11 protein-coding genes and 1 pseudogene are annotated in these 24,517 nt (G+C 66.0%); 9 read left to right on the top strand and 3 right to left on the bottom strand.

The genetic code is table 11. The annotated features are described in order from the left end of the window. Positions 1 to 121 precede the first annotated feature (121 nt). On the top strand, positions 122 to 841 hold the full coding sequence (locus tag QP166_RS04220) for a FadR/GntR family transcriptional regulator (RefSeq protein WP_333914780.1): 720 nt from the start codon (positions 122 to 124) through the stop codon (positions 839 to 841). 128 nt (positions 842 to 969) lie between these two features. Here QP166_RS04220 and QP166_RS04215 read toward each other — a convergent pair whose 3' ends face one another. Continuing rightward, on the bottom strand, positions 970 to 2,928 hold the full coding sequence (locus QP166_RS04215) for a BCCT family transporter (protein ID WP_333914779.1): 1,959 nt from the start codon (positions 2,926 to 2,928) through the stop codon (positions 970 to 972). Between the two features lie 28 nt (positions 2,929 to 2,956). Between QP166_RS04215 and QP166_RS04205 the strand changes: the two are divergent. Further along, a pseudogene (locus tag QP166_RS04205) lies at positions 2,957 to 5,133 on the top strand (TonB-dependent siderophore receptor). A 64-nt stretch (positions 5,134 to 5,197) separates the two neighbouring features. On the opposite strand, the gene QP166_RS04200 reads toward QP166_RS04205, so the two are convergent. After that, positions 5,198 to 8,095 carry a TonB-dependent receptor domain-containing protein gene (locus QP166_RS04200; RefSeq protein ID WP_333914777.1) on the bottom strand — a complete coding sequence of 966 codons (2,898 nt, stop codon included), beginning with the start codon at positions 8,093 to 8,095 and terminating at the stop codon, positions 5,198 to 5,200. Between the two features lie 125 nt (positions 8,096 to 8,220). Next, positions 8,221 to 9,288 carry a LacI family DNA-binding transcriptional regulator gene (locus QP166_RS04195; RefSeq protein WP_333914776.1) on the bottom strand — a complete coding sequence of 356 codons (1,068 nt, stop codon included), beginning with the start codon at positions 9,286 to 9,288 and terminating at the stop codon, positions 8,221 to 8,223. A gap of 117 nt (positions 9,289 to 9,405) precedes the next feature. Between QP166_RS04195 and QP166_RS04190 the strand changes: the two genes are divergently transcribed. The 7 genes from QP166_RS04190 (at position 9,406) to mgrA (ending at position 24,448) form a co-directional block, all read left to right on the top strand. Further along, positions 9,406 to 11,454, top strand: coding sequence for a glycoside hydrolase family 31 protein (locus QP166_RS04190; RefSeq protein ID WP_333914775.1), 2,049 nt, complete (start codon positions 9,406 to 9,408; stop codon positions 11,452 to 11,454). Next, a complete protein-coding gene (locus QP166_RS04185) occupies positions 11,451 to 12,839 on the top strand; it encodes an MFS transporter (RefSeq protein ID WP_333914774.1) in 1,389 nt (462 codons plus the stop codon). The genes QP166_RS04190 and QP166_RS04185 overlap by 4 nt, the downstream gene beginning before the upstream one ends. Further along, positions 12,836 to 15,427, top strand: coding sequence for a cellulosome protein (locus QP166_RS04180; protein ID WP_333914773.1), 2,592 nt, complete (start codon positions 12,836 to 12,838; stop codon positions 15,425 to 15,427). Before QP166_RS04185 ends, QP166_RS04180 begins: the two co-directional genes overlap by 4 nt. Before the next feature lie 222 nt (positions 15,428 to 15,649). After that, the gene (locus QP166_RS04175; protein ID WP_333914772.1) at positions 15,650 to 18,379 is read left to right on the top strand and encodes a TonB-dependent receptor; all 2,730 of its coding nucleotides are present in this window, start codon (positions 15,650 to 15,652) and stop codon (positions 18,377 to 18,379) included. 249 nt (positions 18,380 to 18,628) lie between these two features. Next, positions 18,629 to 21,916 (top strand): family 43 glycosylhydrolase, encoded by a 3,288-nt coding sequence (locus tag QP166_RS04170; RefSeq protein ID WP_333914771.1) that lies wholly within the window; start codon positions 18,629 to 18,631, stop codon positions 21,914 to 21,916. Positions 21,917 to 22,121: 205 nt separating this feature from the next. Then, positions 22,122 to 22,754, top strand: coding sequence for a PEPxxWA-CTERM sorting domain-containing protein (locus tag QP166_RS04165; protein WP_333914769.1), 633 nt, complete (start codon positions 22,122 to 22,124; stop codon positions 22,752 to 22,754). 683 nt (positions 22,755 to 23,437) lie between these two features. Next, on the top strand, positions 23,438 to 24,448 hold the full coding sequence (gene mgrA / locus QP166_RS04160; RefSeq protein WP_333914768.1) for an L-glyceraldehyde 3-phosphate reductase: 1,011 nt from the start codon (positions 23,438 to 23,440) through the stop codon (positions 24,446 to 24,448). Positions 24,449 to 24,517 lie beyond the last annotated feature (69 nt).

Below are 24,517 nucleotides of genomic sequence, written 5' to 3'. Positions count from 1 at the left end.
TAGATTAGCAAGCCTATACGGGATAAACCGGTTTTACGCACAGATGCTCTCGTTTCTGGTACGACTACATGAAATCTACCGGTGCTTGACGGCTTGCGGCGCGGTCGACCATGGTGCGACGATGAGCGCGCGGCATTCCTCCACCCGTCCAGACGACATTCGCGGCGGGATCGCGCACGATCTCGGCGTCGCCATCGTGACCGGGAAGCTCGCGCCCGGCACCGCGTTGGTGAGCGAGGAACGGTTCAGCGCCGAGAACAACGTTTCGCGCGGTGCCTATCGCGAGGCGTTGAAGGTGCTCGCCGCCAAGGGGCTCGTTCAGCAGCGGCTGAAGAGCGCGACCCGGGTGAATGAGCGTGCGAAATGGAGCATGCTCGACATCGACGTGCTGGGATGGATGTTCGAGGGCGGCGCGACCCGCGACTTCATCGACGGCATCTTCGAGCTGCGCCGCATCGTCGAGCCCTCCGCCGCGGCGCTGGCGGCACGGCGGCGCGACGAGCGCCAGCTGGCGCGGATGGGGCATTCGCTGCAGGAGATGGAACGGCACGGCCTGCTGACCGCGGAAGGGCGCGCCGCCGACCAGGCGTTCCACCTCGCCGTGCTGGATGCGACGCGCAACGAACCGCTGCTGACGCTATCCAACTCGATCGCCGCCGCCGTCGAATGGACCACGCGGTTCTCGCGCGACAAGCGCCAACAATTGCGCGATCCGATGCCCGATCACCACGCCGTGTTCCGCGCGCTGGTCGCGGGCGATGGCGACGCCGCACGGCGCGCGATGGAAACGCTGATCGACAATGCGCTGATCGATGCGAATACGTCGCGGCAACCCGAATGATCGCTGCCGGCGGTAGCTGTGCGGAGAGGCGAAAGAGTTCGGCGTTGGCGGCCCGACCAACGTGAGAACCTGCCCGCATCAATCTCTTGCGAACACCCGGCGTTGGTATGGCACAACGCCGGGCGCGTTTACAGCCCCGCGGTGGTGGGGCCTGCAGTGGCGGGGCGCTCGCCCTTCGGTGCAGCCAGCCGCCAGCGTTCGAGCTGGGTCAGTACGTCATTGGTGATCTGCGCGACGGTGAAGCCGGTCAGATCGCGAAAGCCGGGCTCGCCATTGGTCTGCGCCGCCAGCATCCATGCCAGGCTGCGGCGACCTTCGGATGCCTCGAGCGCGGTGTAGGCGGCGAGCGGGCGCGAGCGCGGTGTCAGCCGGTAGCTGAACGGCCTACCGTCCGCCGCGGTGATGGTGAGTTCGACCGATCCCTCGCCGGTCTCCAGCCGGCTGGCGGTCCAGCCCTCCTTCTCCATCGCATCCTGCACGGACTGCAGTGCCGCTTCGCCGTTCCCGGCGATCTGTTCGACGATGTCGGCGCGCCGCGCGGGGACCAGCAGGCGCTTGATCCGTTCGCCCACCGATGGCGCGTCGCCCGGCAGCGTCACCCCCGCGAGATCGGCGTTGGTCTGCCGGATCAGCCCGAACGCCAGCAACAGCATGATGAAGCAGAACGGCAATGCAGCAAGCAACGTCGCCGATTGCAACGCGCCGAGCCCGCCCGCCACCAGCAGCAGCGTCGCGGTCACGCCGAGCAGCACGCACCAGTAGATACGCTGCCATCGCGGCGTGTCCTCGGTGCCGCCCGAGGCCAGCGTATCGATGACCAGGGCACCGCTATCCGCCGAGGTCACGAAGAAGATCGCGACCAATGCGATCGCCAACGTCGATGTGATGCTGGCGGCGGGCAGATATTCGAGGAACTTGAACAGGGCGGTCGACAGGTTCGCCTGTACCGCACTGGCGATCCCGCCGTGCGCCACGCCGAGATCGAGCGAGATCGCGGTGTTACCGAAGACGGTCATCCACAGGAAGGTGAAGGCGGTCGGGACGAACAGCACGCCGGTCACGAACTCGCGGATCGTCCGCCCGCGTGAGATGCGCGCGATGAACATGCCCACGAACGGCGACCAGGCGATCCACCATGCCCAGTAGAACAGCGTCCAGTCCGCCATCCACGCGCGCGGTTCATAGGCATAGAGCGTGAAGGTCCGCTTCACGAAGTGATCGAGATAGAGGCCGAAATTCTGTACCAGCGCGCGCAGCAGGAACAACGTCGGCCCGACGGCCATCACGAACAACATCAACAGCACGGCCAGCACGAGGTTCAGCTCGGACAGTCGGCGGATGCCGCGATCCGCGCCGCTTATCACCGACAGCGTCGCCGCGCTCATCACCAGCACGATCACTACGATCTTGGTCGTGATCGTGTCGGCGACGCCATATTCATACGCCAGCCCCGCGGTCATCTGCGACACGCCGAAGCCGAGCGAGGTCGAGACGCCGAACACCGTGCCGCACACCGCGAAGATGTCGATCGCGTCGCCCAGCGGACCGTCGATCCTCTTGCCGAGGATCGGCGACAGCCCGGATCGCAGCGTCAGCGGCATGTCCTTGCGATACGTGAAATAGGCGAGGCTCAGCCCGACCAGCGCGTAGATCGCCCAGGCGTGGACGCCATAATGATGAAAGGTGATCGCCATCGCCTCGCGCGCGGCGAGGATCGTGCCACTCGGCGCCTCGGGGGGCGAGATATAATGCTGGATCGGCTCGGCGACCGCGAAATACATCAGCCCGATGCCCATGCCGGCCGCGAACAGCATCGCGAGCCACGACAGATAGGGAAAGTCGGGTTCGGAATCGTCAGGGCCGAGCTTCAGCTTGCCGGCCGGCCCGAAACCGAGCGTCAGCACCACGACGAGGAATACCGCGACCGCGGAGATATAGAACCAGCCGAACGTGTCGATGGCCCAGCTCTGCGCCGCCTTGAACGCGGCGTCGGCGGTGCCCGGCATCGCAAGCGTCGTGACCAGCAACAAGGCGATGATCGCGGACGCGCCCCAGAACACGCGGGGATTGATTTCGCTCTTCAACATATCAGCCAGTTAGCACTGGTTAACCTCAATGGCGAATGTCGGAGGCGGTTGCACTCCCGCCAACACGCCGTATGATACGTTGCATCATCACCTACGTGGCGGCGTGAGCGAGCCGCAATCCGGAGTAGCAATGTCCTTCATCGTCCATCGCGTGCGCCGGTGTGCGTCCACCGTTTCCTGCACGCTCGCGCTCGGCCTGGCGCCATTAGCCGCCGAGGCACAGCAGCCGTCGACGCAAGACGATGATGACGAGATCGTCGTGCTGGGCACCCGCGAGGACGTGGATCGCGCATCATCCTCGGATCGGGCCACCGAACGCATGTCGCAATCCAGTCGCTCGATCGAGCGCGACATCCTCGACGCGGCGGGAACGTACCGGCTGAGCGACGCGCTGGAACTCGTCAGCGGCTTCAGCCAGCAGAACAACCGGGGCGGCGTCATCGACAACTTCGCGGTGCGGGGTTTCTCGGCACGCCGGACGGCGGCGCGGAATATTATCTGAACGGCTTTCTCGCCAACCGCGGGATGGCGCCGCCGCGCGATCCCGCCACGACCGAACGGATCGAGGTCCTCAAGGGGCCGGCGGGCGCCCTGTTCGGGGACGTTGATCCGGGCGGGCGGGTCAACATCGTGACCAAGGTTCCGCGCTTTACCCCGCATGCGATTGCTTTGCTCAGCTATGGCTCGTTCGACACGCGCCGTGTCGAACTCGAGGCCACCGGGCCGCTCAGCGATACGCTGGCCGCGCGGATCGTGGTCGCGGGTGAAGACAGCGACGGGTGGCGCGACACCGTCACCCTCCGCCGCCGCGTGGTTTCGCCATCGCTGACCTGGCAGCCGAGCGATGCATTCCGCCTCACCTATACCGGCGAGTTCAGCCAGTTCGACACGCCCTTCGACCGCGGCATCCCGGCGGTCGACGGCGACGCCAACGCCTTGCCGCGCTCGAATTATTATGGCGAGCCCGCGAACGGTCTCACCCGGTCGCGCAACGACCAGCATCAGATTACCGGATCGGCCGAGCTGGGAGGAGGCTGGACGCTCAACGGCGGCGCGGTGTGGCGCACCGGAACGTTGAAGGGCCTGTCCGCGGATCAGTCGCGGATCGTGGGCAGCGCGTTGTGGCGACAGCGCCGGTCGCGCGACTTCAGTGTCGACGACCTGTCGGCGCGGCTCGAGCTTGCCGGGCGGATCGGAGCGCACCGGATCAGCGCCGGCGTGAAGGGCTATCGCTTCCTTTACGGCGAGCGATGGATGCGCATCAATCCCTCCGCCGGCGCGCCCTATGCGATCGACCTGTACGATCCGGTCTATGGATCGGAGGCAGCCCCATTGCGGCCGTTCACCAACAACGACGAGATCCGCTGGGCGAGCACCTTCTATGTGCAGGACATGTGGGACGTTTCCGATCGGCTGACACTGGTCGGCGGCGCGCGGATCGATCCGTATCGACAGAAGATCGTCAACAACAACACCGGCGCGGTCGGCCGCAACATCGACGAGCCCGTGACCTTTCGCGTCGGTGCCCGCTACCGCGTGACGGACGCGATCGCGGTGCACGCCAATTGGGGCGAGAACTTCTCGCTGAACACCGGCACCGATCGGACTGGCGCCGGCTTCGGTCCGGAAAAGGGGCGCGGTTACGAGGTGGGTGTCGCCGCCAAGCTGCCCGGCGTCGATCTTGCCGCGACATGGTTCGACATCCGCAAGCAAGATATCCTGACCACCGATCCGGTCGACGCGAATTTCCTCGCCCCCGTCGGGAGCATCGTCAGTCGCGGGATCGAGGTCGACGCCTCGGCCCGGCTCGGCACGCGCTGGCAGATCGTCGCCAATTATGCGTGGCTCGATGCCAAGGCGGATGACGCGGCGTTCCCGACGCCCGAGGTCCTGAACGTGCCCGAGCATTCGGGCACGTTGCTGGTCGTGCACCGGATCCCGACCAGCCGGGGCGACTGGCAGCTCAGCGGCGGCGCCGCTTATGTCGGTGATCGCGCGGGATCGCTGACGGCGACGCCGATATCGCTGCCGGCCTATGCAAAGGTGAAAGCGGCCGTCGAAGCCCCGCTTGTCGAGGGCGTGCGCGTGCGTCTGGAGGCCGACAACCTGCTCGATCAACGGTACGCCGCCAGTTCGTACAGCGCCTTGTGGATCTATCCCGGCGCACCGCGAACGGTGCGCGCGTCGCTGCGCCTGGAACTCTGAGACGCGCTAGGGTGTGATCCATTCAAGCTGAGCGTACCCCGGCCTTCGCCGGGGTACGGGATCGTCAGAAGCCGTAGCTTACCCGCGCATAGCCGAACCGACCCGGCACGTCGTAGGTGGTCGGATCATAGTTGTTGAGGCTGCACGAGAAGCAGGCGGGCGGATCAGTGTCGAAGACGTTGTTGATCCCGAGCGTCAAACCGACGCGGTCGCCGACCCAGCTCGGCCGGAATGACAGCTGTACGTCGCCGTAGAAGCGACGGTCCATCGCGCGGCCGTTCTGGCTTTCGATGATGTTGTCGATGTAGCGGCCGGTGAACGCCGCCGCGACCGGGCCGATGTCCCAATCGATCGTCGCCTGCCCCTTGAAGTGCGGATAGGCCTGATCCGGGCTCCCGCGCTCGGTGCCGGTGAAGTCGATCGTGGTGGTGCCGGTAGTGGCGGGCACGATCTCCTTATACGCCAACAGATAGTTGCCGCTGACCGACAATCCGAACGTTCCCGCGCCCGTCTGGCGGGTACGCAGGTTGAACGTCGCGTCGATACCGCGGGTCTGGATCCCGCCGGTGTTCAGCAACAAGCCGTTGATCGCCGAGATGAAGCCGTTCGGCGTCCGTTGTACAGCCGCGCACGACAGCGAGTCACCGCTTTGTGCGCAGCGGTTCAGCAGCACGTTGGCCGGGATCGACGCGATCGCGCCACTCACCTTGATGTCATAGTAATTGACCTCGAGGCTGAGCGCGCTCGCGAAGCCCTCGCGCGCCCATGCCGGGCTGTACACGCCGCCGAACAGCCACGTCTTCGCCGTCTCGGGCGCGAGGGCGCGATTGCCGCCGGTCAGGACGCTGATCTGCCCGCCCTGCGGCTCGACATAGCTGCCGTTCGTAGGGACGCCGTTGGCGACGCAGTTCGCGCGCACCGTCGGATTGCTCTGGAACAACCCGCCCGCCGCGCTCGTGCACGGATCGTCGAGGTTCGCATCGAAGCGCGATTGCGCGCCGAACAGCTCACCGATCGACGGCGCGCGATAGCTCTCGGCATATTGGCCGCGCAGCAGCAGGTCGGACACCGGCTTCCACAACACCCCGCCGGTCAGCGAGGTGTTGCTGCCCGAAATCGAGAAATTCGAGTGCCGCACCGCGCCGTTCAGCTCGACCAGACGCAACAGCGGCACGTCGCGGATCAGCGGCAGGCGCAACTCGCCATAGACTTCGTTGACGTAGAAGCTGCCGCGCGCCGCCTGCGCCGGGATGTCCGCGCCGAGCCCGGCCTGGATGATCGGATCGGGAGTGAAGCTGCCCTGCTGGTAGCGATGCTCGTAACCGGCCGCGATCCCGACCGGACCGCCCGGCAGGTCGAACAACTCGCCCGACAGGTTGAAGGTGTAGTCTCGCACCTCCTGCGAACTGCGCGAACGCTCATCGAAGCCGACGAAGGCGAGCATCGCCGGCGTGATCGATCCCTGCCCGCCGAAGATGTTGAACGGCACGCACTCGCCGGTGCACTGGCCGACCGGGCCGAGCGCCTGCGCCAGTCGCGCCGCGTTCAGATTGCCCGTAAACAGCTGATGCGCGTCGTTGACGCCCAGCACGGCGTTGGCGTCGTAATACCAGTTGCGGCCGAACAGCTGGAACTTGCCGTCGATCGTGCCGGTGACGCTGAACGTATCGACGGTCTGGCTATAGGTGCGCTGCCCGGCCTCGATCAGGCGACGGCCGATCAGCGAATAGGTCGCCGGCTGGCCGTTTGTGCCCGAATTGAGCGTGATACCGAACGGATTGTACGGGTTGGTGGCGTCGATCGAGATCGTGTCGAGCAGATTGCCGTTGCCGGCATCGGGACCGATGTTCAGCGGCAGGAACGCCGCCTGGTTCTGCGACTGACGATGCGCCCAGCTGGCTTTGACGCGGACGTTGAACAGCTCCGAGAATTCGGCGTGCGTGTTGATGAACGCGCCGTACCGCTCGTTGGGGGTGAGGAAGTAGTTGTAGGGTGCGAAGTTGAAGCGATCGGCAGCGGTGAAGGCGCGGAAGTCGCCGCCCGCCAACGTCGGATCGTACACGCCGCGACCGTTCAGCGGCGCATTGCGCACCGTGACCGTGCCACCGGCCGGGAGCGAAGGATTGCCCGGCGCGAAGACGATCCGCCCGTTGAGCGCGGCACCCGAACAGCCGCCGATCGCGTCGGTGCAGCTCGTCTGGCCGGGATTGGGGAATTGCGAGATGGTGCGATCACGGGCGCTGACCGGATCCTGCTTGGTATAATAGCCGCCGAGATCCAGGTGGATGCGGTCGGTGCCGCCGCCCCAGCTCAACTGGTAGTTTTGCGTGCCACCATCGTTCTCGCGAAGATATTGCCCGTATTGCGCTTGCGCGCGGAAGCCTTTCTGCCCGGAGCGCGTGATGATGTTCACCACGCCGCCGATCGCGTCCGACCCGTAAAGTGCGGAGGCGGCGGATTGCAGCACCTCGATCCGCTGGATCATGACGTCCGGGATCGAATTGAGATCGACCGTGCCGGGAATACCGCTGGCGCTGGCGCCGTTTACGTAGCGTAGGCCGTCGACCAGCACGAGCGTGCGCTTGGCGCCGAGATAGCGCAGGTCGATCGCTGCCGAGCCGGCGCCGACGCCGCCACCGTCGGGCGGATTACCGAGGTTGCCGGAATTGTTGAACTTGCTGTTCAGCCCGCCCGACGACGCCGGCAGGCGCTGCAACACGTCGGCGATCGAGGACAGGCCGGTCTTGGCGACGGCCGCCTCGTCGATGGTCACGACCGGTGACGGATTGTCGAGCGGATCGCGACGGATACGCGAGCCGGTGACGACGATGTCGCCCCCTTCCGCCGCTGCCGCCTCGGTCGGCGATTGTTCGGGAGCTGCTTGCGCATGCGCACCAGTGGGAAGAGCGATCGCGACAATGAGCGCGATGATGCTGGTACGTTGAGCAAAAAGCTGCCGCATATAGTCCCCTGTTTGAAGCGCTTACGTGAGCGCCTGCGACCGAGGATGAACCGCGACGAAGGGTTTGCGCAAGATTGTTGAAGCTGGAGAGGCGCTTAGCTGAAGCTTTCCATTCTTAACTGTGGTTAATTTGACACATTATGCGCGTTTTTCAACGCGGTAACCCCGTGATGGCTCGTCCTGTGGCTTTGCCGCAGGCGAAGTTGCATCGGCCAGCGCTTTTGCAACCGGGTGTCGGTCCCACCTTCCCTGTCGGCGATGATCGTCACCAGCTCGCTGGCGAGCGCCAGCCCCAAGGCGTTCAGATCGAGCGTGAAACTGGTCAGATCAGGCGATAGCGCCTGACAAGTGGGGTTGTCGCGCAGGCCGATCACCGCAATGTCCCGTCCCGGTTCGCGGCCCAGACCGCGCAGCGCGCGATACGCGCCGACCGGCGCGGTTTCTCCCATCAATAACAACGCGGTCGGTGGCTGCTCCAGCGCCATCAACTCGCGTGTCGCGGCCTCGCCGTCATGCTCGTCGGTGTCGCCGCGATGGATGAGCGCCTCATCCGCATCGAGCCCGGCGGTGGCGAGCGCGGCGCGATATTCGGCGACCACGATGTGGCTGTTGTTGATCGTCGCTGGCGGCGTCACCAGCCCGATGCGGCGATGACCGTCGGCCAACAACAAGGCCATCGCCTCCGCGACGACGCCTTCGAAGTCGAGGTCGATCCAGGAATAGTCGCCGACACCCGCGGTACGCCCGAGCGCCACGAAAGGGATATGCCGTTCCGACAGTAACTTGATGCGAGCATCCTCGTACTGCGTGCCTGACAGCAACCAGCCATCCGCGGTGCCGCGTGCGATGTGGCGGCGCAGGAACGTCTCGCCGTCCTCGCCCTTGCGCGCGAGCAGGATCACCAGATCGAGGCCGTGTTCGACCAGCCCGGCCTGCACGCCTTCGAGCAGCGCCATGAAGAACGGATCGCCGTGCACCGCGCTATCGTGTTCCAGCGTCAGCATAAAACCGATTGTGGCGGTCCGCCCGATCCGTAGCGTTCGGCCGAACTGGTTGGGCGTGTAGCCGAGCGCGGATGCCGCCTCCAGCACACGCTGCCGGGTTAAGGGACTGACATCCTTACGATCGTTCAGCGCGCGCGACACGGTGCCGATCGACAAGCCCAGATGGCCGGCAAGCGCCCGAATGTCCATGCGCGCCTGATCGCCGCGGCACGTCCGCGGCGCAAGGGCCTTGACAGATACCGGGCCGAAACGCACAAGACCGGAAACGTTTACGGCTTGGAATTGCCGAGCGGGGAGAGGAAAAGCGTGGATACGCTGACGCTTGAAGAGCGCGCGATCGCCTGGGCCTATGATGGCAACTGGGTGCGAATCGAAGCGCATGGACCGAGCGGATTGCGGCTGCGCGCCTCGACCTATGCCGCCCGCCCCGCCGCGCCGGGCGCGTTGCTCGACATCGACGCGGTTGCCGCGACGATCGAACGGGACGGTTCGGTCGCACGAATCCGCAACGGCGGGATCACCGCGGAGCTGGATTTACAAGGCCGCGCGCGCTTCCTGGACCATGCCGGCCGCGTTCTGCTCGAGGAAAAGTGGCGGCAGCGCGATACGGTCACCAAATTCTGGACAATCGGCAGCGAGACGGTCGAGACGATCAGCGCGCTGGGGCTGGCCGGGCGCGAGTTCCGCCCGCTGCCGGGTGGCGCGGCGGAGATCACGGTGCGGTTCGAGGCGAAGCCGGGCGAGCGGCTGTACGGCATGGGGCAGTACCAGCAACCCAACCTCGACCTCGCCGGCTGCGTGCTGGAACTGGCGCAGCGCAATTCGCAGGCGAGCGTGCCGTTCGTCGTCTCGAGCCACGGCTATGGGATGTTGTGGAACAGCCCGGCGGTCGGCGAGGCGTGTTTCGCGGCGAATGGCGCGATCTGGACCGCGCGCGCGGCGCACGAGATCGATTATTGGATCACCGCCGCCGACACGCCCGCGCAGATCGTGCGCAATTACGCGCAGGTCACCGGCACTGCGCCGATGATGCCCGATTATGCGCTGGGCCTGTGGCAGAGCAAGCTGCGCTATCGCACGCAAGACGAACTGCTGGCGGTCGCCCGCGACTATCGCGACCGCGGCATCCCGCTGGCGGTGATCGTCGCCGATTTCTTCCACTGGCCGGTGCAAGGCGACTGGCGGTTCGATGCGCGGGAGTGGCCGGACCCGGCCGCAATGTGCGCGGAGCTGGAGGCGATGGGCACCGCGTTGATGGTGTCGGTGTGGCCGACCGTCGATCCGCGCTCCGAGAATTACCCGACGCTTGTCGAGCGCGGCTATCTGGTGCGGGCCAATCGCGGCGTCGACGTGCAGCAGGAGTTTCTGGGCAACACCCGCTTCCTCGACGTCACGCATCCCGGTGCGCGCGACTTCCTATGGCAGACGCTGAAGCGCAATTATCGCGACAAGGGCGTCACCTTGTTCTGGCTGGACGAGGCCGAACCCGAATATGGCGCCTATGACTTCGACAATTACCGTTATCATGCCGGCGAGGTGCTGGCGGTCGGCAATGCCTATCCGCTCCACTATGCGCAGGCGCTGCATGACGGGCTGACCGCCGAGGGTGCGACCGACACCGTCAGCCTGGTGCGCTGCGCCTGGGCGGGGAGCCAGCGCTATGGCGCACTGATCTGGTCCGGCGACATCCACAGCTCGTTCACCGCGATGCGCAACCAGTTGAGCGCCGGGCTGAACATGGCGATGGCGGGCATTCCGTGGTGGACGACCGATATCGGCGGCTTCCACGGTGGGCATGTCGACGATCCGGCGTTCCACGAACTGATGATCCGCTGGTTCCAATGGGCGGTGTTCACCCCGGTGCTGCGGATGCACGGGCATCGCGACCCGATCACCCCGCCTGCCGAGCCGTTTCGCGACGGCGTCGAGCAATGCGACACCGGCGCGGGCAACGAATTGTGGAGCTTCGGCGACGACGTCTTCGCGATCCTGCGCCGCTTCGCCCGCCTGCGCGAGCGCTTGCGGCCGTATGTCGCCGGGCTGATGCGCACCGCGCACGAGGCGGGCGATCCGCCGATGCGGCCGATGTTCTACGACTATCCCGATCAGGCGCGAAGCTGGGAGGTCGACGACCAATATATGTTCGGCCCCGACCTGCTGGTCGCACCCGTCACCGCAGCGGGCGTCGAGGCGCGTGACGTGTGGCTGCCGGCGGGCACGTGGATCGATGCCTGGACCGGGGCGGAAGTGGCGGGTGACGCGACGATCCGCTGCACCGCGCCGCGCGACCGACTGCCGGTGTTCGTGCGTGCCGGCGCGCGGGTTGCAGATGCGTTTGCGGACCCGGCGGCATGACGATGATCGCGCAACAAGGTGATGCCGCGCCGGTCCATGGCGGCCCGGCCCCGGTCGCGCGCGTGCCGTTCGGCGAGAAGGTCGCGTACGGCTTCGGCGATGCCGGGGGCACGATTATCACCGGGTTGATCGCCAATTTCCTGACCTTCTATTACACCGACGTGTTCGGGATCGCGCCGGGCGTGGTCGGCATCCTGTTCCTGTCGCTGCGCATCTTCGATGCGGTTTCCGATCCGCTGATCGGGATCATGGCCGATCGCACCAAGACGCGCTGGGGGCAGTTCCGCCCCTATCTGTTGTGGACTGCGATCCCGGTCGGGCTGAGTTGCTTCCTGACCTTCCAGTCGCCCGACCTCGGGCAGGACGGCAAGGTCGCATACGCCGCGGTCACCTATTTCCTGCTCGCCTTCTCCTATTCGCTCAACAACGTGCCTTATTGCGCGCTGGTCACGCGGATGACCGACAGCGCGGAGGAAGGCGTCGCGTGCCAGTCGGTACGGTTCGCGATGGTGGCGATCGCCTCGTTCACCGTCTCGGTCGGGCTGCCGATCATGGTGCGCGCGCTGGGCGGCGGCGACGTCGCGCGCGGCTATCGCGACGGCGTGGCGATCCTGAGCCTCGTGGCGGTGGCGATGTTCCTGATCTGCTTCCTGTTCGTGCGCGAGCGCGTCACCTTCGCGGCCGCCGAGGAGCCGCCGCTGCGTGTCGCGATTGCCAACACGCTGAAGAACGACCAGTTGCGCATCACCTTCGCGATGACGCTGCTGCTGATCGCGATCTTCAACACCAAGGGCGGCGCGGCGCTGTATTTCATCACCTATGTGCTGAACGGCGGGACGACCTATCAGGCGTTCTTCTTCGGCATCGCGACGATCGGCGGGTTCATCGGCTCGATCGTCGTCACCTTCTTCACCCGTCGATATGACGTGCGGTCGATCTACATCTGGGTCAATCTGATCCTCGTCGCGGGGCATATCGCGGCCTTCTTCGTGCCGGGCGACTATCCGACCTTGTGGCTGGTGCTGGTAGGGCTGTGCTGCATCGTGCTGGGCTGCACGTTGCCGCTGCACTTCACGTTGATCCAGCTTGCCGACCAATATGGCGAGTGGAAGCTGGGGATGCGCTCTTCGGGCATGAGCTTCGCGTTCAACCAGTTTTTCGTGAAGCTGGCGTGGGCGGTCGCGGGCGCGCTGATCAGCGGGGTGCTGGTGCTCGTCTCCTACAAGGCCGGGGCGGGCAACCAGACCGCGCTGTCGCTGACCGGGATCCGCGCGTTATCGACGCTGGTGCCGGCGGCGATGCACCTGCTGCTGGCCTTCACGATCAGCCGGCTGATCCTCAACCGCGCGACGATCGCGCGCATGAACGCGGAGCGTGCGGCATGACCGCCGCCCGCTCTCTCCCGGAGTTTCGCCACATGCGCGCCCTCGCCCTTGCCGCCCTGCTCGCCTCCACCGCCGGACCCGCGCTGGCGCAGGACGCGCCGGAACGGCTGACCGTCGACATGAGCAGCGATACCGGCGGGTTCCACGGCGGCGCGTCGGGCACGCTCTATGGCCTGTACGATGCGCGGCTGCCGCACCCCAACCTGCTCGAGGGGATCAACCTGCGCACGGTGTCGACCAAGGCGCAGGATGGCCCGCAGCATCCCGGCGCCGACGCGCTGGAGGTCTCGACGCTGCTGACCGATGCGTCGGGCGGCGACACCTATATCTACATGACCGACATCTTCCGCGAGTTTCCGTACAAGTGGAAGAGCGGCGACTGCGCGCAATCGGTGACCAATTATATCGAGGTGCTGAAGCGGCAGGCGGCGCAGGTCCGCGCCCTGCCCGCACGCTATCGTGACCGGATCGTGTTCGTGCCGTTCAACGAGCCCGACGGAAACATGTTCAGCGCCGATGCCAAGAGCTGCAACGGTGTGAGCTGGCTCAAGGAGCCGGCGGTGTTCCTCGACGCATGGGACCGCGCGGTGCGCGCGTTGCGGCAGACGGCACCGGGGACGCGGATCGCGGGGCCGAACACCAGCATCCTGTTCGATCAGGTCGAGGGCTTCCTCCGCCACGCGATCGCCGCCGACACGATGCCCGACGTCGTGACGTGGCACGAACTGAGCGATCCCGCGACCGTCCGCACCAGCGTGCGAAAGTATCGCGCGTGGGAGGACCGGCTGTTCGCGGGGACGAAGTGGCAGGGAGGGCACCTGCCGGTCAACATCAACGAATATGCCTATAACTACCACACCTCGGTGCCCGGGCAGATGATCCAGTGGGTCGCGGCGATCGAGGATGCGAAGGTCGATGCCGACATCGCTTACTGGAACATCGACGGCAATCTGAGCGACAGCGCGGTGCAGGCGAACCGCGGCAACGGGCAATGGTGGCTGCTCAACGCCTATGCGACGATGAGCGGGCACACGCTGGCGGTGACGCCGCCGCACCGCGACCAGAGCTATACGTTGCAAGGGGTCGCGACGCTCGACCCAGCGCGGCGACAGGCGCGCGTGCTGCTCGGCGGCAAGAGCGGTGCGGCGACCGTGGCGCTGACCAGGCTCCCGGCGCTGTTCGGGGCGACGGCGCAGGTGCGCGTGCGCGAGATCGCGTGGACCGGGCAGTTGGGCGACGCCGCTCCGCCGGTCACGATCGTCGATCGGCGCGTGCCGGTGACCGACGGTGCGATCACGCTGACCTTTGGCGGTGGCGGCGACTTGCCCGCGCTGCGCGAGGAATCGGCGTATGAGCTGGTCGTCACGCCGGCCACCACCGCCCTGCCTGCGCCACCCGCGCCGTGGCGGCAGGATTACGAGGCGGAGGCGGCGACGCGGCGCGGCAGCGGGCTGAAGGTGCGCGGACCGGAGGGATCGCCCAAGGACGTCTCGCGCTTCCACACCTCCGGCGGCTATTCGGTCGAGGGGTTTGCGGGCGGTAACGACGCCGCGCTCGACTTTGCGGTGCAGGTGCCGCGTGCGGGCCGCTACGCGCTGCGCGTGCTCGCCAGCACCTTCAACAAGGATCCGCTGGCCGAGGCGGAAGGCGCGACCAACGTCTTCCTGCGCGTCGACGGAAAAGAGGTCGGGGAGATCAACCTGCCGCTCGGCTACAAGCCCGCGGTCCTCGATCATGCCGATACCGAACTGACCTTGAGCGCGGGGCGGCATGTCGTGACGCTGGCGACGCGCAGCCGCGACGGGCGCGGACGGACGCAGGGCAATGCGCTGGTCGACCGGATCACGCTGACGCAGGCGGCGGGCGATGCCGCGCAGGTCTATGACGCGCGCGATGCCAAGCGCGACGGCGCGTCGGCGACCTATTGGGTCTATACCGCGGAGGACGGGCCGGCGCGTGTCGACGCGTCCGGCGGACGAGTGCTGCGCGTCAACGGGCGCGCGGTGCGGGGCGGCAGCGCGTTCCTGCTCGGCGGCGTCAACAAGGTGGTGGTGGCCGGCGGCACCGGGCTGAGGGTGACGCCCACGCCGGCGGTTGACGCGCAGAGCTATGAGGCGGAGGCGGCGCAGGTCGCAGGCGATGCGCGGATCGCGGCGGCGTCGCGGGCGAGCGGCGGCCAGGCGGTGTTCGACATCGGTGGTTCGCCGGGCAACGGCAATACGCTGACCTTCCCCGACATTCGCGTTGCGCGCGCGGGGACTTACGCACTGACGGTGCGCTTCTCGAACGACGAACAGTCGAAGGCGACGCACTACAATCCCGACCCGCTGGCGCGCGTCGCGCGGATCGCGGTGAACGGCGCGAAGCCGGTGCTGGCGACCTTCCCCAACAGCTTCCACCGCAACAATTGGTGGGAGATGACCGTGCCCGTCACGCTGCGCGCCGGGCGCAATTCGGTGCGCATCGCGGGCGAGGAACAGCCCAATTGGGACGGGACGAGCTATGCCTCGCAGGTGTGGCCCGGCGTGCTGCTGCGGTCGCGCTTCGCCCCGAACATCGACCGGATCACGGTGACGCCGATGCCTTGAGCCACGGCAACAAAATGAACCATCCACGGAGAAGATTGTCAGAGTTATTTTTCTGGCAAATCAAAGAGATTGACTTGAAAGTTGCTCAAAGTGAGCCTGAAATTGTCCTTCAAGCGCAGGCAACTCAGGATTTAAGCCTTACATTACTCAGACAATGATCTATGATCTTTCTGGCCAGTCGTGACGAAGCACGGCGGCGCAACACCAGGGGAGGAATTCGCGATGAGGTCTCGTTCAATCAAGGCGTTTGCATGTTCGGTGTCGATCATGGCCTTCGCAAGCCCGGTGTTCGCACAGACCGCCACGCCCGGCGGCACGACGGCCACACCGTCCGACGAGGCCGGCCCGGCCGATGATATCGTCGTCACCGGCATCCGCCAGAGCCTGAGCAGCGCGCAGAATATCAAAGCCAATTCCAACGCGATCGTCGACGCGCTGGTCGCCGAGGACATCGGTAAGTTCCCCGACAACAATGCCGCCGAGGCGATCGCGCGCGTCACCGGCGTGCAGGTCACGCGCTATGGCGACGAGGCCAATGGCGTGCTGATCCGCGGCCTACCCAACGTCCAGACGACGGTGCAGGGTCGCGAGATCTTCACCGCCGATGGACGCTCGGTGTCGATCCAGGATTTCCCCGCGCAGGCGCTGTCGAAGGTCGAGGTCTATAAGGCGACGACCGCCGACAATCTGGAAGGCGGCATCGCCGGCCTGATCGACGTCGGCCTGCGCCGTCCGTTCGATTTCAAGGGCTTCCAGCTCGCAGGCGCAGCGCGCGGCGTCTACAATTCGGAATCGCGCAAGCTCGACCCGATCGGCAGCCTGTTGGTCAGCGACCGGTGGCAGACCGGGATCGGCGAGATCGGCGCGCTGGTGAACGTGTCGTTCACGCAGACGCGCTTCCTGAACTCGGTCCGCTATCAGGGCTTCCAGGACAATGTGCCGGCGGCGCAGACGATCCTGCCCACCTCGGTCGGGCGCAACTTCACCTTCCCGCAGGATATCGGCCTGTTCTACGGTCGCGGCACGCGCCAGCGCCCGTCGGTCAACGCCTCGCTGCAATGGCAGCCCGCCGACAATCTGATGATCTACGCCGACGGCCTGTACCAGGGCTATCGCAACCGCAACGCCAACGACTTCTTCGGCATCCCGATCCAGTCGAACCCGAACGGCGGCAACCCGCCGACGATCCGCAACGCGGTGCTGACGCCGGACGGCACGACGCTGCAGTCGTTCGACATCGATCTCGGGCTGGTCAACGGCCCCAGCAAGGAATTCGGCACCGCCCGCACCGACACCTATCAGGGCGCGCTGGGCGCGCGCTGGGAGACCGGCAACGCGGTCTTCACCACCGATTTGGCCTATACCCGCTCGACCGTGGACAACAATTGGGGCCAGTTCCAGACACAGGTCGCGACCCCGCTGTCGCTGTCGGTCAAGCTCAACGACGAGGGTAGCGTCAACTTCACGCCGAGCGGGGTCGATTTCACCAAGCCCGACAGCTTCTACATGCGCGGCCTGATCGAGAACCGGAACCGTGCGGTCGGCACGCAGTGGCAATGGCAGGGCAATCTGCTGCTCGACACCGGATCGTCGCTATTCCCGAAATTCAACTTCGGACTGCGTTACGGCGATCGTGACGCCAGTTCCGTGTTCGGCGACCGCTATGCCGGGCTGGCGAGCCTGAAGGATCCGATCACGAAGGTGCCGACGGTGTCGCAGGGCGGGATGGTCGAACCCGGCTTCTGGGGCGACGACGTGCAGAAGTTCCGCTCCTGGTATGCGCCCAACGCCTTCCTGTTCAACGACAAGCTGAACGACGTGCGCGGCTATATCCGCGACGCGCTGGTCCGTGCCGGCGCCGATGCCGGCACGCGCGCGGCGTGGGCGCCCGAGGATCCGGCGCTCAACCCGCTCAACGCCTTCAAGGCGCGCGAGCAGGTCTTCTCGGGCTATGCGCAGGTCAATTACGCCTTCGACGTGGGCTTCCCGATCGACGGCGTGATCGGGACGCGCGTTGTCATCACGCGCAACCGGCTGGACGGCACGAACTCGCTGCCGATCCCCGGCACCAACCAGACGCAGTTCGTGCCGATCGCCTCGTCCACGCAATATGTCGACTTCCTGCCCAACATCAGCGCGCAATTGCACTTCACCGACAAGCTGAAGCTGCGCCTGTCGCGGACCGAGGCGCTGACGCGACCCGGCTTCAACCAGATCAACCCGACGCTGACGGTTTCGCAGGGCACCGTGGGCGGCAACATCTCGTACACCGGCAACGGCGGCAATCCGAACCTCCAGCCAATCCGTTCGAACAATTACGATGCGTCGCTGGAATATTACTTCTCGCGCACCGGATCGGTGTCGGTCGCCGGATTCTATCGCGAGATCCAGGGCTTCATCAATTCGTTGCCGCAGATCGTCAACGTCCAGCCGTTCGGCGACATCCTGGTCTATCGTCCGTCCAATTCCAGCTCGGGCACGATCAAGGGCATCGAGGCGGCGGCCACGACCTTCTTCGACTTCCTGCCCGGCGCATTGAGAGGGTTCGGCGCGCAGGCCAATTTCACCTATATCGACGGTGAGCAGATCGTACCGGCCGCGGCGAACTTCGCGGGCGGGCGGCAGACGCTGCCGGGCGTGTCGAAGTACAGCTTCAACGTCATCGGCCTCTACGAACGCGGACCGGCGAGCGTCCGGCTGGCGTACAACTACCGCAGCGCAAACCTCGACGGCTTCGGTGCGCCGGGCGTCTTCACCACCGTCTATTCGGGGGCGGTCGGACGGCTCGACCTGTCGGCGAGCTATAACGTCAACGACAATATCACGCTGACCGTCGACGCCACCAATCTGCTGCAGACGCCGTACCACAGCTACGTCAAGGACCCGCGCTATCCGCGCGACATCCGGTGGGAGGCGAGCCTGTTCTCGGCGGGTGTGCGGTTCCGGTTCTAGGGCCCGGCGTCGCCCCGGACTCGATCCGGGGCGACGGTTCTTCTTGTCGGCTGAAGGAAGAACAAGCGGGATCCCGGATCAAGTCCGGGATGACCGGGTAAGAAGGGCGGGCTTTGCGCGTCGATTGGCGCGGTACCGTGGATTGCTTCGCTGCGCTCGCAATAACGCTGCGGTTCGACATGATGTCATCGTGCTCTAGAAACCATAACGATCCGGCGGATCGCTCGTCGGACGATCGGGAGACGATGGTTGAAGTTCACCTCAGGGTTCGCCCGCCCCCTGCTCCTGCTCACCGCGGCGGTCGCACTGAGCGGCGCGACGTCGGCGGCCGAACCCGTCGCGCCTGCGCCTGCCGGCGCGGCCTATCTCTTCGTCTATTTCACCGAGAAGACGATCGACGGCGAGAAGCTGCGGTTCGCGATTTCCGACGGCAACAATGCCCTGCAGTGGAAGACGCTCAACGATGGTCGGCCGATGCTGCAATCGAACGAGGGCACGCGCGGGCTGCGCGACCCGTTCATCATGCGCTCCGCGGAGGGTGACCACTTCTTCCTGCTCGCCACCGATCTGTCGGCGGCGCGCACCGGCTGGGGCGACGCGACGCGCCACGGCAGCCAGTATCTAGAGATCTGGGAATCGACCGATCTGATCCATTGGGGCAAGCAGCGCCACGTTCGCGTCAACCTGCCTGCGGCCGGCATGACCTGGGCGCCCGAGGCGACCTATGACCCGACGATCGGTGCCTATGTCGTCTATTGGACCTCGACGCTCTACAAGGACGCGGAACATACGGTAGAGGATGGCGAGGGACCGCAGATCCTGACCGCCACCACCCGCGACTTCCGCACCTTCACCACCCCGACGCCATGGTTCAAGGCCGCCGATGTGCCGGGCGCGGTCAGGGCCAAGGGGATGATCGACGCGACCGTGATGAAGGATCGCGGCCTGTATTACCGCTTCACCAAGATCAGCGACGCGCGCGGCTGCGCGTCGAGCGACATCCTGGCGCAGGTCTCGCCATCACTGCGTGCGGACGGCGCGTCCGGGCAATGGAAGATCCTGGATCGCTGCATCGGCCGTCGCGCCGGCACCCCTGAAGTGGAGGGGCCGACCGCCTTCGTCGCCAATCCAGGCGACAAGAGCGGGTTCAAATACTTCCTGTGGGTCGATGATTACGGCGGCGCCGGGTATATTCCGCTCGCCACCAACGCGCTCGACGGCAAAATCGCCTGGACCTATCCGCGCGACTTCCACCTGCCGCCGTCGCCGCGCCATGGCACCGTCCTGTCGATCACCGCGGCCGAACGCGCGCGGGTCGAGGCGCACTGGCGGAGCACGACGTCGGAGGGCGCCGATGCCACGGCACGCTGGGTGGTGCCGCCGGTGCTGGCGTCGGGAACGCGCCTGCCGGTGCCGGCGGGCTTCGCCGCGACATGGCGCGCCGACGGGCAGGCGTTGCGCGACGGCGTCCTCACCAACCGCGATGCGGCGGCGCGGGTCGTTCGGCTCGACGGCCGACTGACGCGTGCGGACGGGACGACGCTCACCAAGAGCTTCACGGTCCGCGTGCTCGGCAGCGGTGCGCGGCAGTTGGAAGCCTATGCGCGCACGCCGACCAGCGCGCATGACGCGAACCAGCCGACCGTGGCGCGCAGCGTGCATCTCGCGCTCTCCGGCGCCGACGGTCGCATGACGCCGCTCAACGACGATTATGGCGTGCTGTTCGCGAAGGGCGATTATACCGGCGTCGACCGGATCGCGTTGCGCGGTGTCGCCGACCCATCGCTCTTCTACTTTGCAAACGGTGCGCTCGGCGTGATTGCGACGCGGGTCGACATGGACGGCAAGCCCGATCCCGCCGCCACCGCGACGGTGGTGTTCCGCAGCGATCCCGATCATCCGGCCGACTTCGAAGAACTGGGCACGATCGACCTGCGCACTGCCGACGGTGTCGCGCAGCCGCATGTCGTGTGGGACGGCGACGCGCGCCGCTATCTCGTGTCGTGGAACGACCGAGGCGCACGACAGCGCTGGACGCCCGTCGCCGATCTCGCGCGGACGGAGTGGCAGGTCGCGAAATGGCAGCCGGACAACGGCGGGCGGCGTCGGCGGATCGTCTCGGCGGGCAATGTCGGCGACGCGCGGTTCGGCACGGTCGCCGGTGGTGCCAGCGATACGCTCGCGATCACGGCCGAAACCGCGACCGCCCTCACCCGCCGGTTCGGCCGCGTGGTCAACACCAGCGCGACGGTCGCGCCGCGTGAGATCGCCGCGGGCCGCGTCGCCGACCTCGATAGCGCGCGGGTGACGCTGGGCTATTCGGACGGCTCCACAGCGACCCGGGCGGTCGAATGGGACGCCGCCGACCTCGCAATGCTCACGAAACCGGGACGCCATCTGATCAACGGCACGGTGCGCCAGCGGAGCTATCCCGCGATCTTCGCCTATAATCGCGCCGATCCCGACATCTATCGCTGGGAGCGGAACGGCCGCGTCCGCTATCTGCTGACCGCCACCGACGACACAGACAACGACAATGTCGGCTCCGCGCACCTGCCGCTGCGCGTCGCGGACCGGCTCGAGGATCTCGCCGACGCCAACGGCGGGCGCGCGCGGGAGGTCGACCTGCTCAACCGCCGCACGCGCCGCGACCGTACCGCCGAAGGCCGGGTGATCGCCGGCTGTTATTGGGCGCCCGAAATCCACGAAATCGGCGGGCGGCTGTCGATCCTGTTTGCACCGTGCTTCAACCCGAAGGACGACCAGTCGAACGAGGGCGGCGCGTGGTCGCGGGTCGCCTCGCACATCATCCAGCTGCGCGACGGCGGCGATCCGGCCAACGCCGCCGACTGGTCGCGCCCCGCCGCGATCCGCAAGGCCGACGGCGCTCCGCTCGGGCGCGCGGAGATGCCCGCGAACATCAGCCTCGACATGTCCTATTTCACGGTCGGGAAGCGCGCTTATTATACCTGGTCGCAACGCTATTTGCCGGCGTCTGGCACGCTCGGCGATCCGCTGACGTGGATCGCGCCGGTCGATCCTGCGCAGCCGACGCGGCTGGCCGGCGCGCCGAGGCCGATCATCGCACCGCAGACCTCGGTCGAGGAAAATCTCGCCGAGGGCGCGTTCGCGCTTACCCACGACGGGCGGCTGACGCTCGTCTATTCCAGCTCGGGAGTCAGCCCGACCTATGTCGTCAATGGCATCTCCGCGCCGCTCGATGCCGACCTGACGCGGATCGATGCGTGGCGCAAATGGTCGGCGCCGCTCCAGAAAAGCGTGCCGATGCCCGACGGGATCACCGATTACCGCCGCTATGAACAGGGGCCGGGGCATGGCGCCTTCACCACCGACGAGGACGGCAACACGCTCTACGTCTATCACACCTGGGGCAATGGCGTCGGCGGCGACGGGCGTGACGCGCGAGTGCGCCGCGTGCATTGGGCCGCCGATGGTCGACCGCTGCTCGACATGACCCGCGACGAGGAAGTCGCTCCGGCCAATCGCCGCGTCACGATGGCGGTGACGATTTTCTGATCCGACACACTGCATCGACGTGGAAGCAGATCTTCGCTGTCTCGGCGAATGTCCAGATATGGTACAAACAGCGGACAACAGCGAATCCCGGTAAGGGACGTTAAGCATATCTGCCTCTGTCAAGAGACGAGACAGCAGGGAAAACGCCGCTTAAGGGGTACTTAACCGGCTGAACTCTTCCCGGGGTAGACAGGGAATCAATCAAATGAAGATGATGAAAGTGCTCCTCGCAGCTTCTGCTTTGCTCGCTGTTTCGCCGGCCTCGGCCGCCCCGATCATCGGCTCGTTCAGCCTGGCATCGTTCTCGGGCACCTACACCGGTGGCACCGCGGCGACCGCGACCGGCCTCGACTTCGGTGACGCGTTCGGCGGCGCCGGCAACGGCTTCGGCGTCAACGGCAGCGCGCTGGTCGGCAACGCGAAGGGCAGCTTCACTGGCCTGAACGGGATGATCGCCAGCATCGCCGATATCGCCCTCATCGGCAATGTCGCCAATTCGTACCTGCAGAACCCGTTCATCCAGTTCGGCAGCGCCAGCAACATCATCTTCAGCTTCGACAATGCCTCGGTGACGCGCTCGCCGCTGGGAACGAGCGTGACGATCACCGGCATGGGCACGTTCAGCAACGGGATCGCAGCGGACGCGACCGCCGGCACCTTCTCGCTGGCGACCTCGTCGCAGAACGGCATGTCGAGCGACGTCAACTTCACCTTCACGAGCAACGCCTCGGCCGGTGCGGTTCCCGAGCCCGCCACCTGGGCGATGATGCTCGTCGGCTTCGCCATGGTCGGCGCCGCCGTCCGCAAGCGTCGCAGCACGGTGACCGCCTTCGCCTGATCGCTGCTTCACGCAGGGTGACGAAAGTGCCGCCGGTCGAAAGACCGGCGGCATTTGGCGTTTTGCAAGTGTCTGCGGAGTTCGGCGCACATGATTGCGAGTGCTGGAACGAGGATTCAGACAGCGCGCAAGCACAGGTGCACTTTCTCAAAGATAGCGGCAAAATGAAAATTAACTAACAAGCATGCGACTGATAGAATAATCCCACGTGCTTCATTTATATAAAATGTCGATCGTCTCAATTTGGTACTAACAGGTTGATGGACAAGCAGACTTTCTCCCGCATATTTAGGCGGCCTGTTCAACAGGTGCGGAATGAATGCGGCCTACGGAACCGCTCATAGCGTGTCCCTTACACGTTGGCCGAAATGCTCCACCCTGTTGCACTGGCCTCCGCCCGTTTCCCCTTAGCAGCGTTACCTCCATCAGCGCCGGGCGCGCAGCAGCCGCGATCCCAGCCAGCGCCGGGCTGGCTGACGGCCATCCGACGGGCATGGCGGCGCAGCGGTTCCGGCGCAACCGACCGGACGCTTTGCCGGAATTCCGCCGGGCTGCGGTGAAACGCTTCGGACGTCGCGCGTTGGGCATCGAGAAGGAGCCATCATGCCGTTCAGCACCCCTTATGCCGCCTCCCCGATCGTTACGACGGCAGGATGCCGTACCGCCGCACCGGTCGAAGCGGTTTGAAGCTTCCGGCGATCAGCCTGGGGCTGTGGCAGAATTTCGGTGCCGCCGACGTGTTCGAAACGGGGCGGGCGATCCTGCGCCGTGCGTTCGATCGCGGCGTCACCCATTTCGACCTCGCCAACAACTACGGCCCGCCCTACGGATCGGCCGAAGAGAATTTCGGGCGCGTGCTGGCCGCCGATCTCCATCCGCATCGCGACGAGCTGATCATTTCGACCAAGGCCGGGTGGGACATGTGGCCCGGCCCGTACGGCGATATCGGATCGTCGAAGAAGTATCTGATCGCCAGTTGCGACCAGAGCCTGAAGCGCATGGGGCTCGACTATGTCGACATCTTCTACTCGCACCGCGTCGATCCGACGACCCCGCTGGAAGAGACGATGGGCGCGCTGGTGCAACTGCACCGGCAGGGCAAGGCATTGTACGTCGGGATTTCGTCCTACGAACCCGGGCTGACGCGACAGGCGGCGAAGATCCTCGCCGACGAAAAGGTGCCGCTGTTCATCCATCAACCGAGCTATTCGATCCTCAACCGCTGGATCGAGCGGGAATTGCTTGCCACGCTGGAGGAGCTTGGCACCGGCTGCATCGCCTTCTCGCCGCTGGCGCAGGGGATGCTGACGAACAAGTATCTGGGTGGCGTTCCCGAAGATGCCCGCGCCAGCCGCGGTGGATCGCTGTCGCAGACCTTGCTGACCGAGCAGAATCTGGCGGCCATCCGCGCGTTGAACGACATCGCGGGCGCGCGCGGGCAGACGCTGGCGCAGATGGCGATCGCCTGGGTGCTGCGCGATCCGCGCGTCACTTCGGCATTGATCGGCGCGCGTACGGTCGAGCAGCTCGATGACTCGCTCGATGCGGTCAAGGCGCTGGACTTCGCCGCGGACGAACTCGCCGCGATCGACAAGGCGGCCGATGACGGTGGGCTCAATCTCTGGGCGGAATCGTCCGACATCGACACTCTCCCCGCAGCGCAGGGCGTGCCGGCGGCTCGGTACACAGGCTGACTAAAGTGTGATCCATCAACCCTGACGTGTACCCCGGCGAAGGCCGGAACCCCGCTGGAGCAGGCCATC

The sequence above is a fragment of the Sphingomonas sp. LR60 genome, from assembly GCF_036855935.1.
Classification (GTDB): Bacteria; Pseudomonadota; Alphaproteobacteria; order Sphingomonadales; family Sphingomonadaceae; genus Sphingomonas.
The sequence above is the reverse complement of the archived record's forward strand: the minus strand, read 5'-3'. Positions and strand labels throughout refer to the sequence as shown.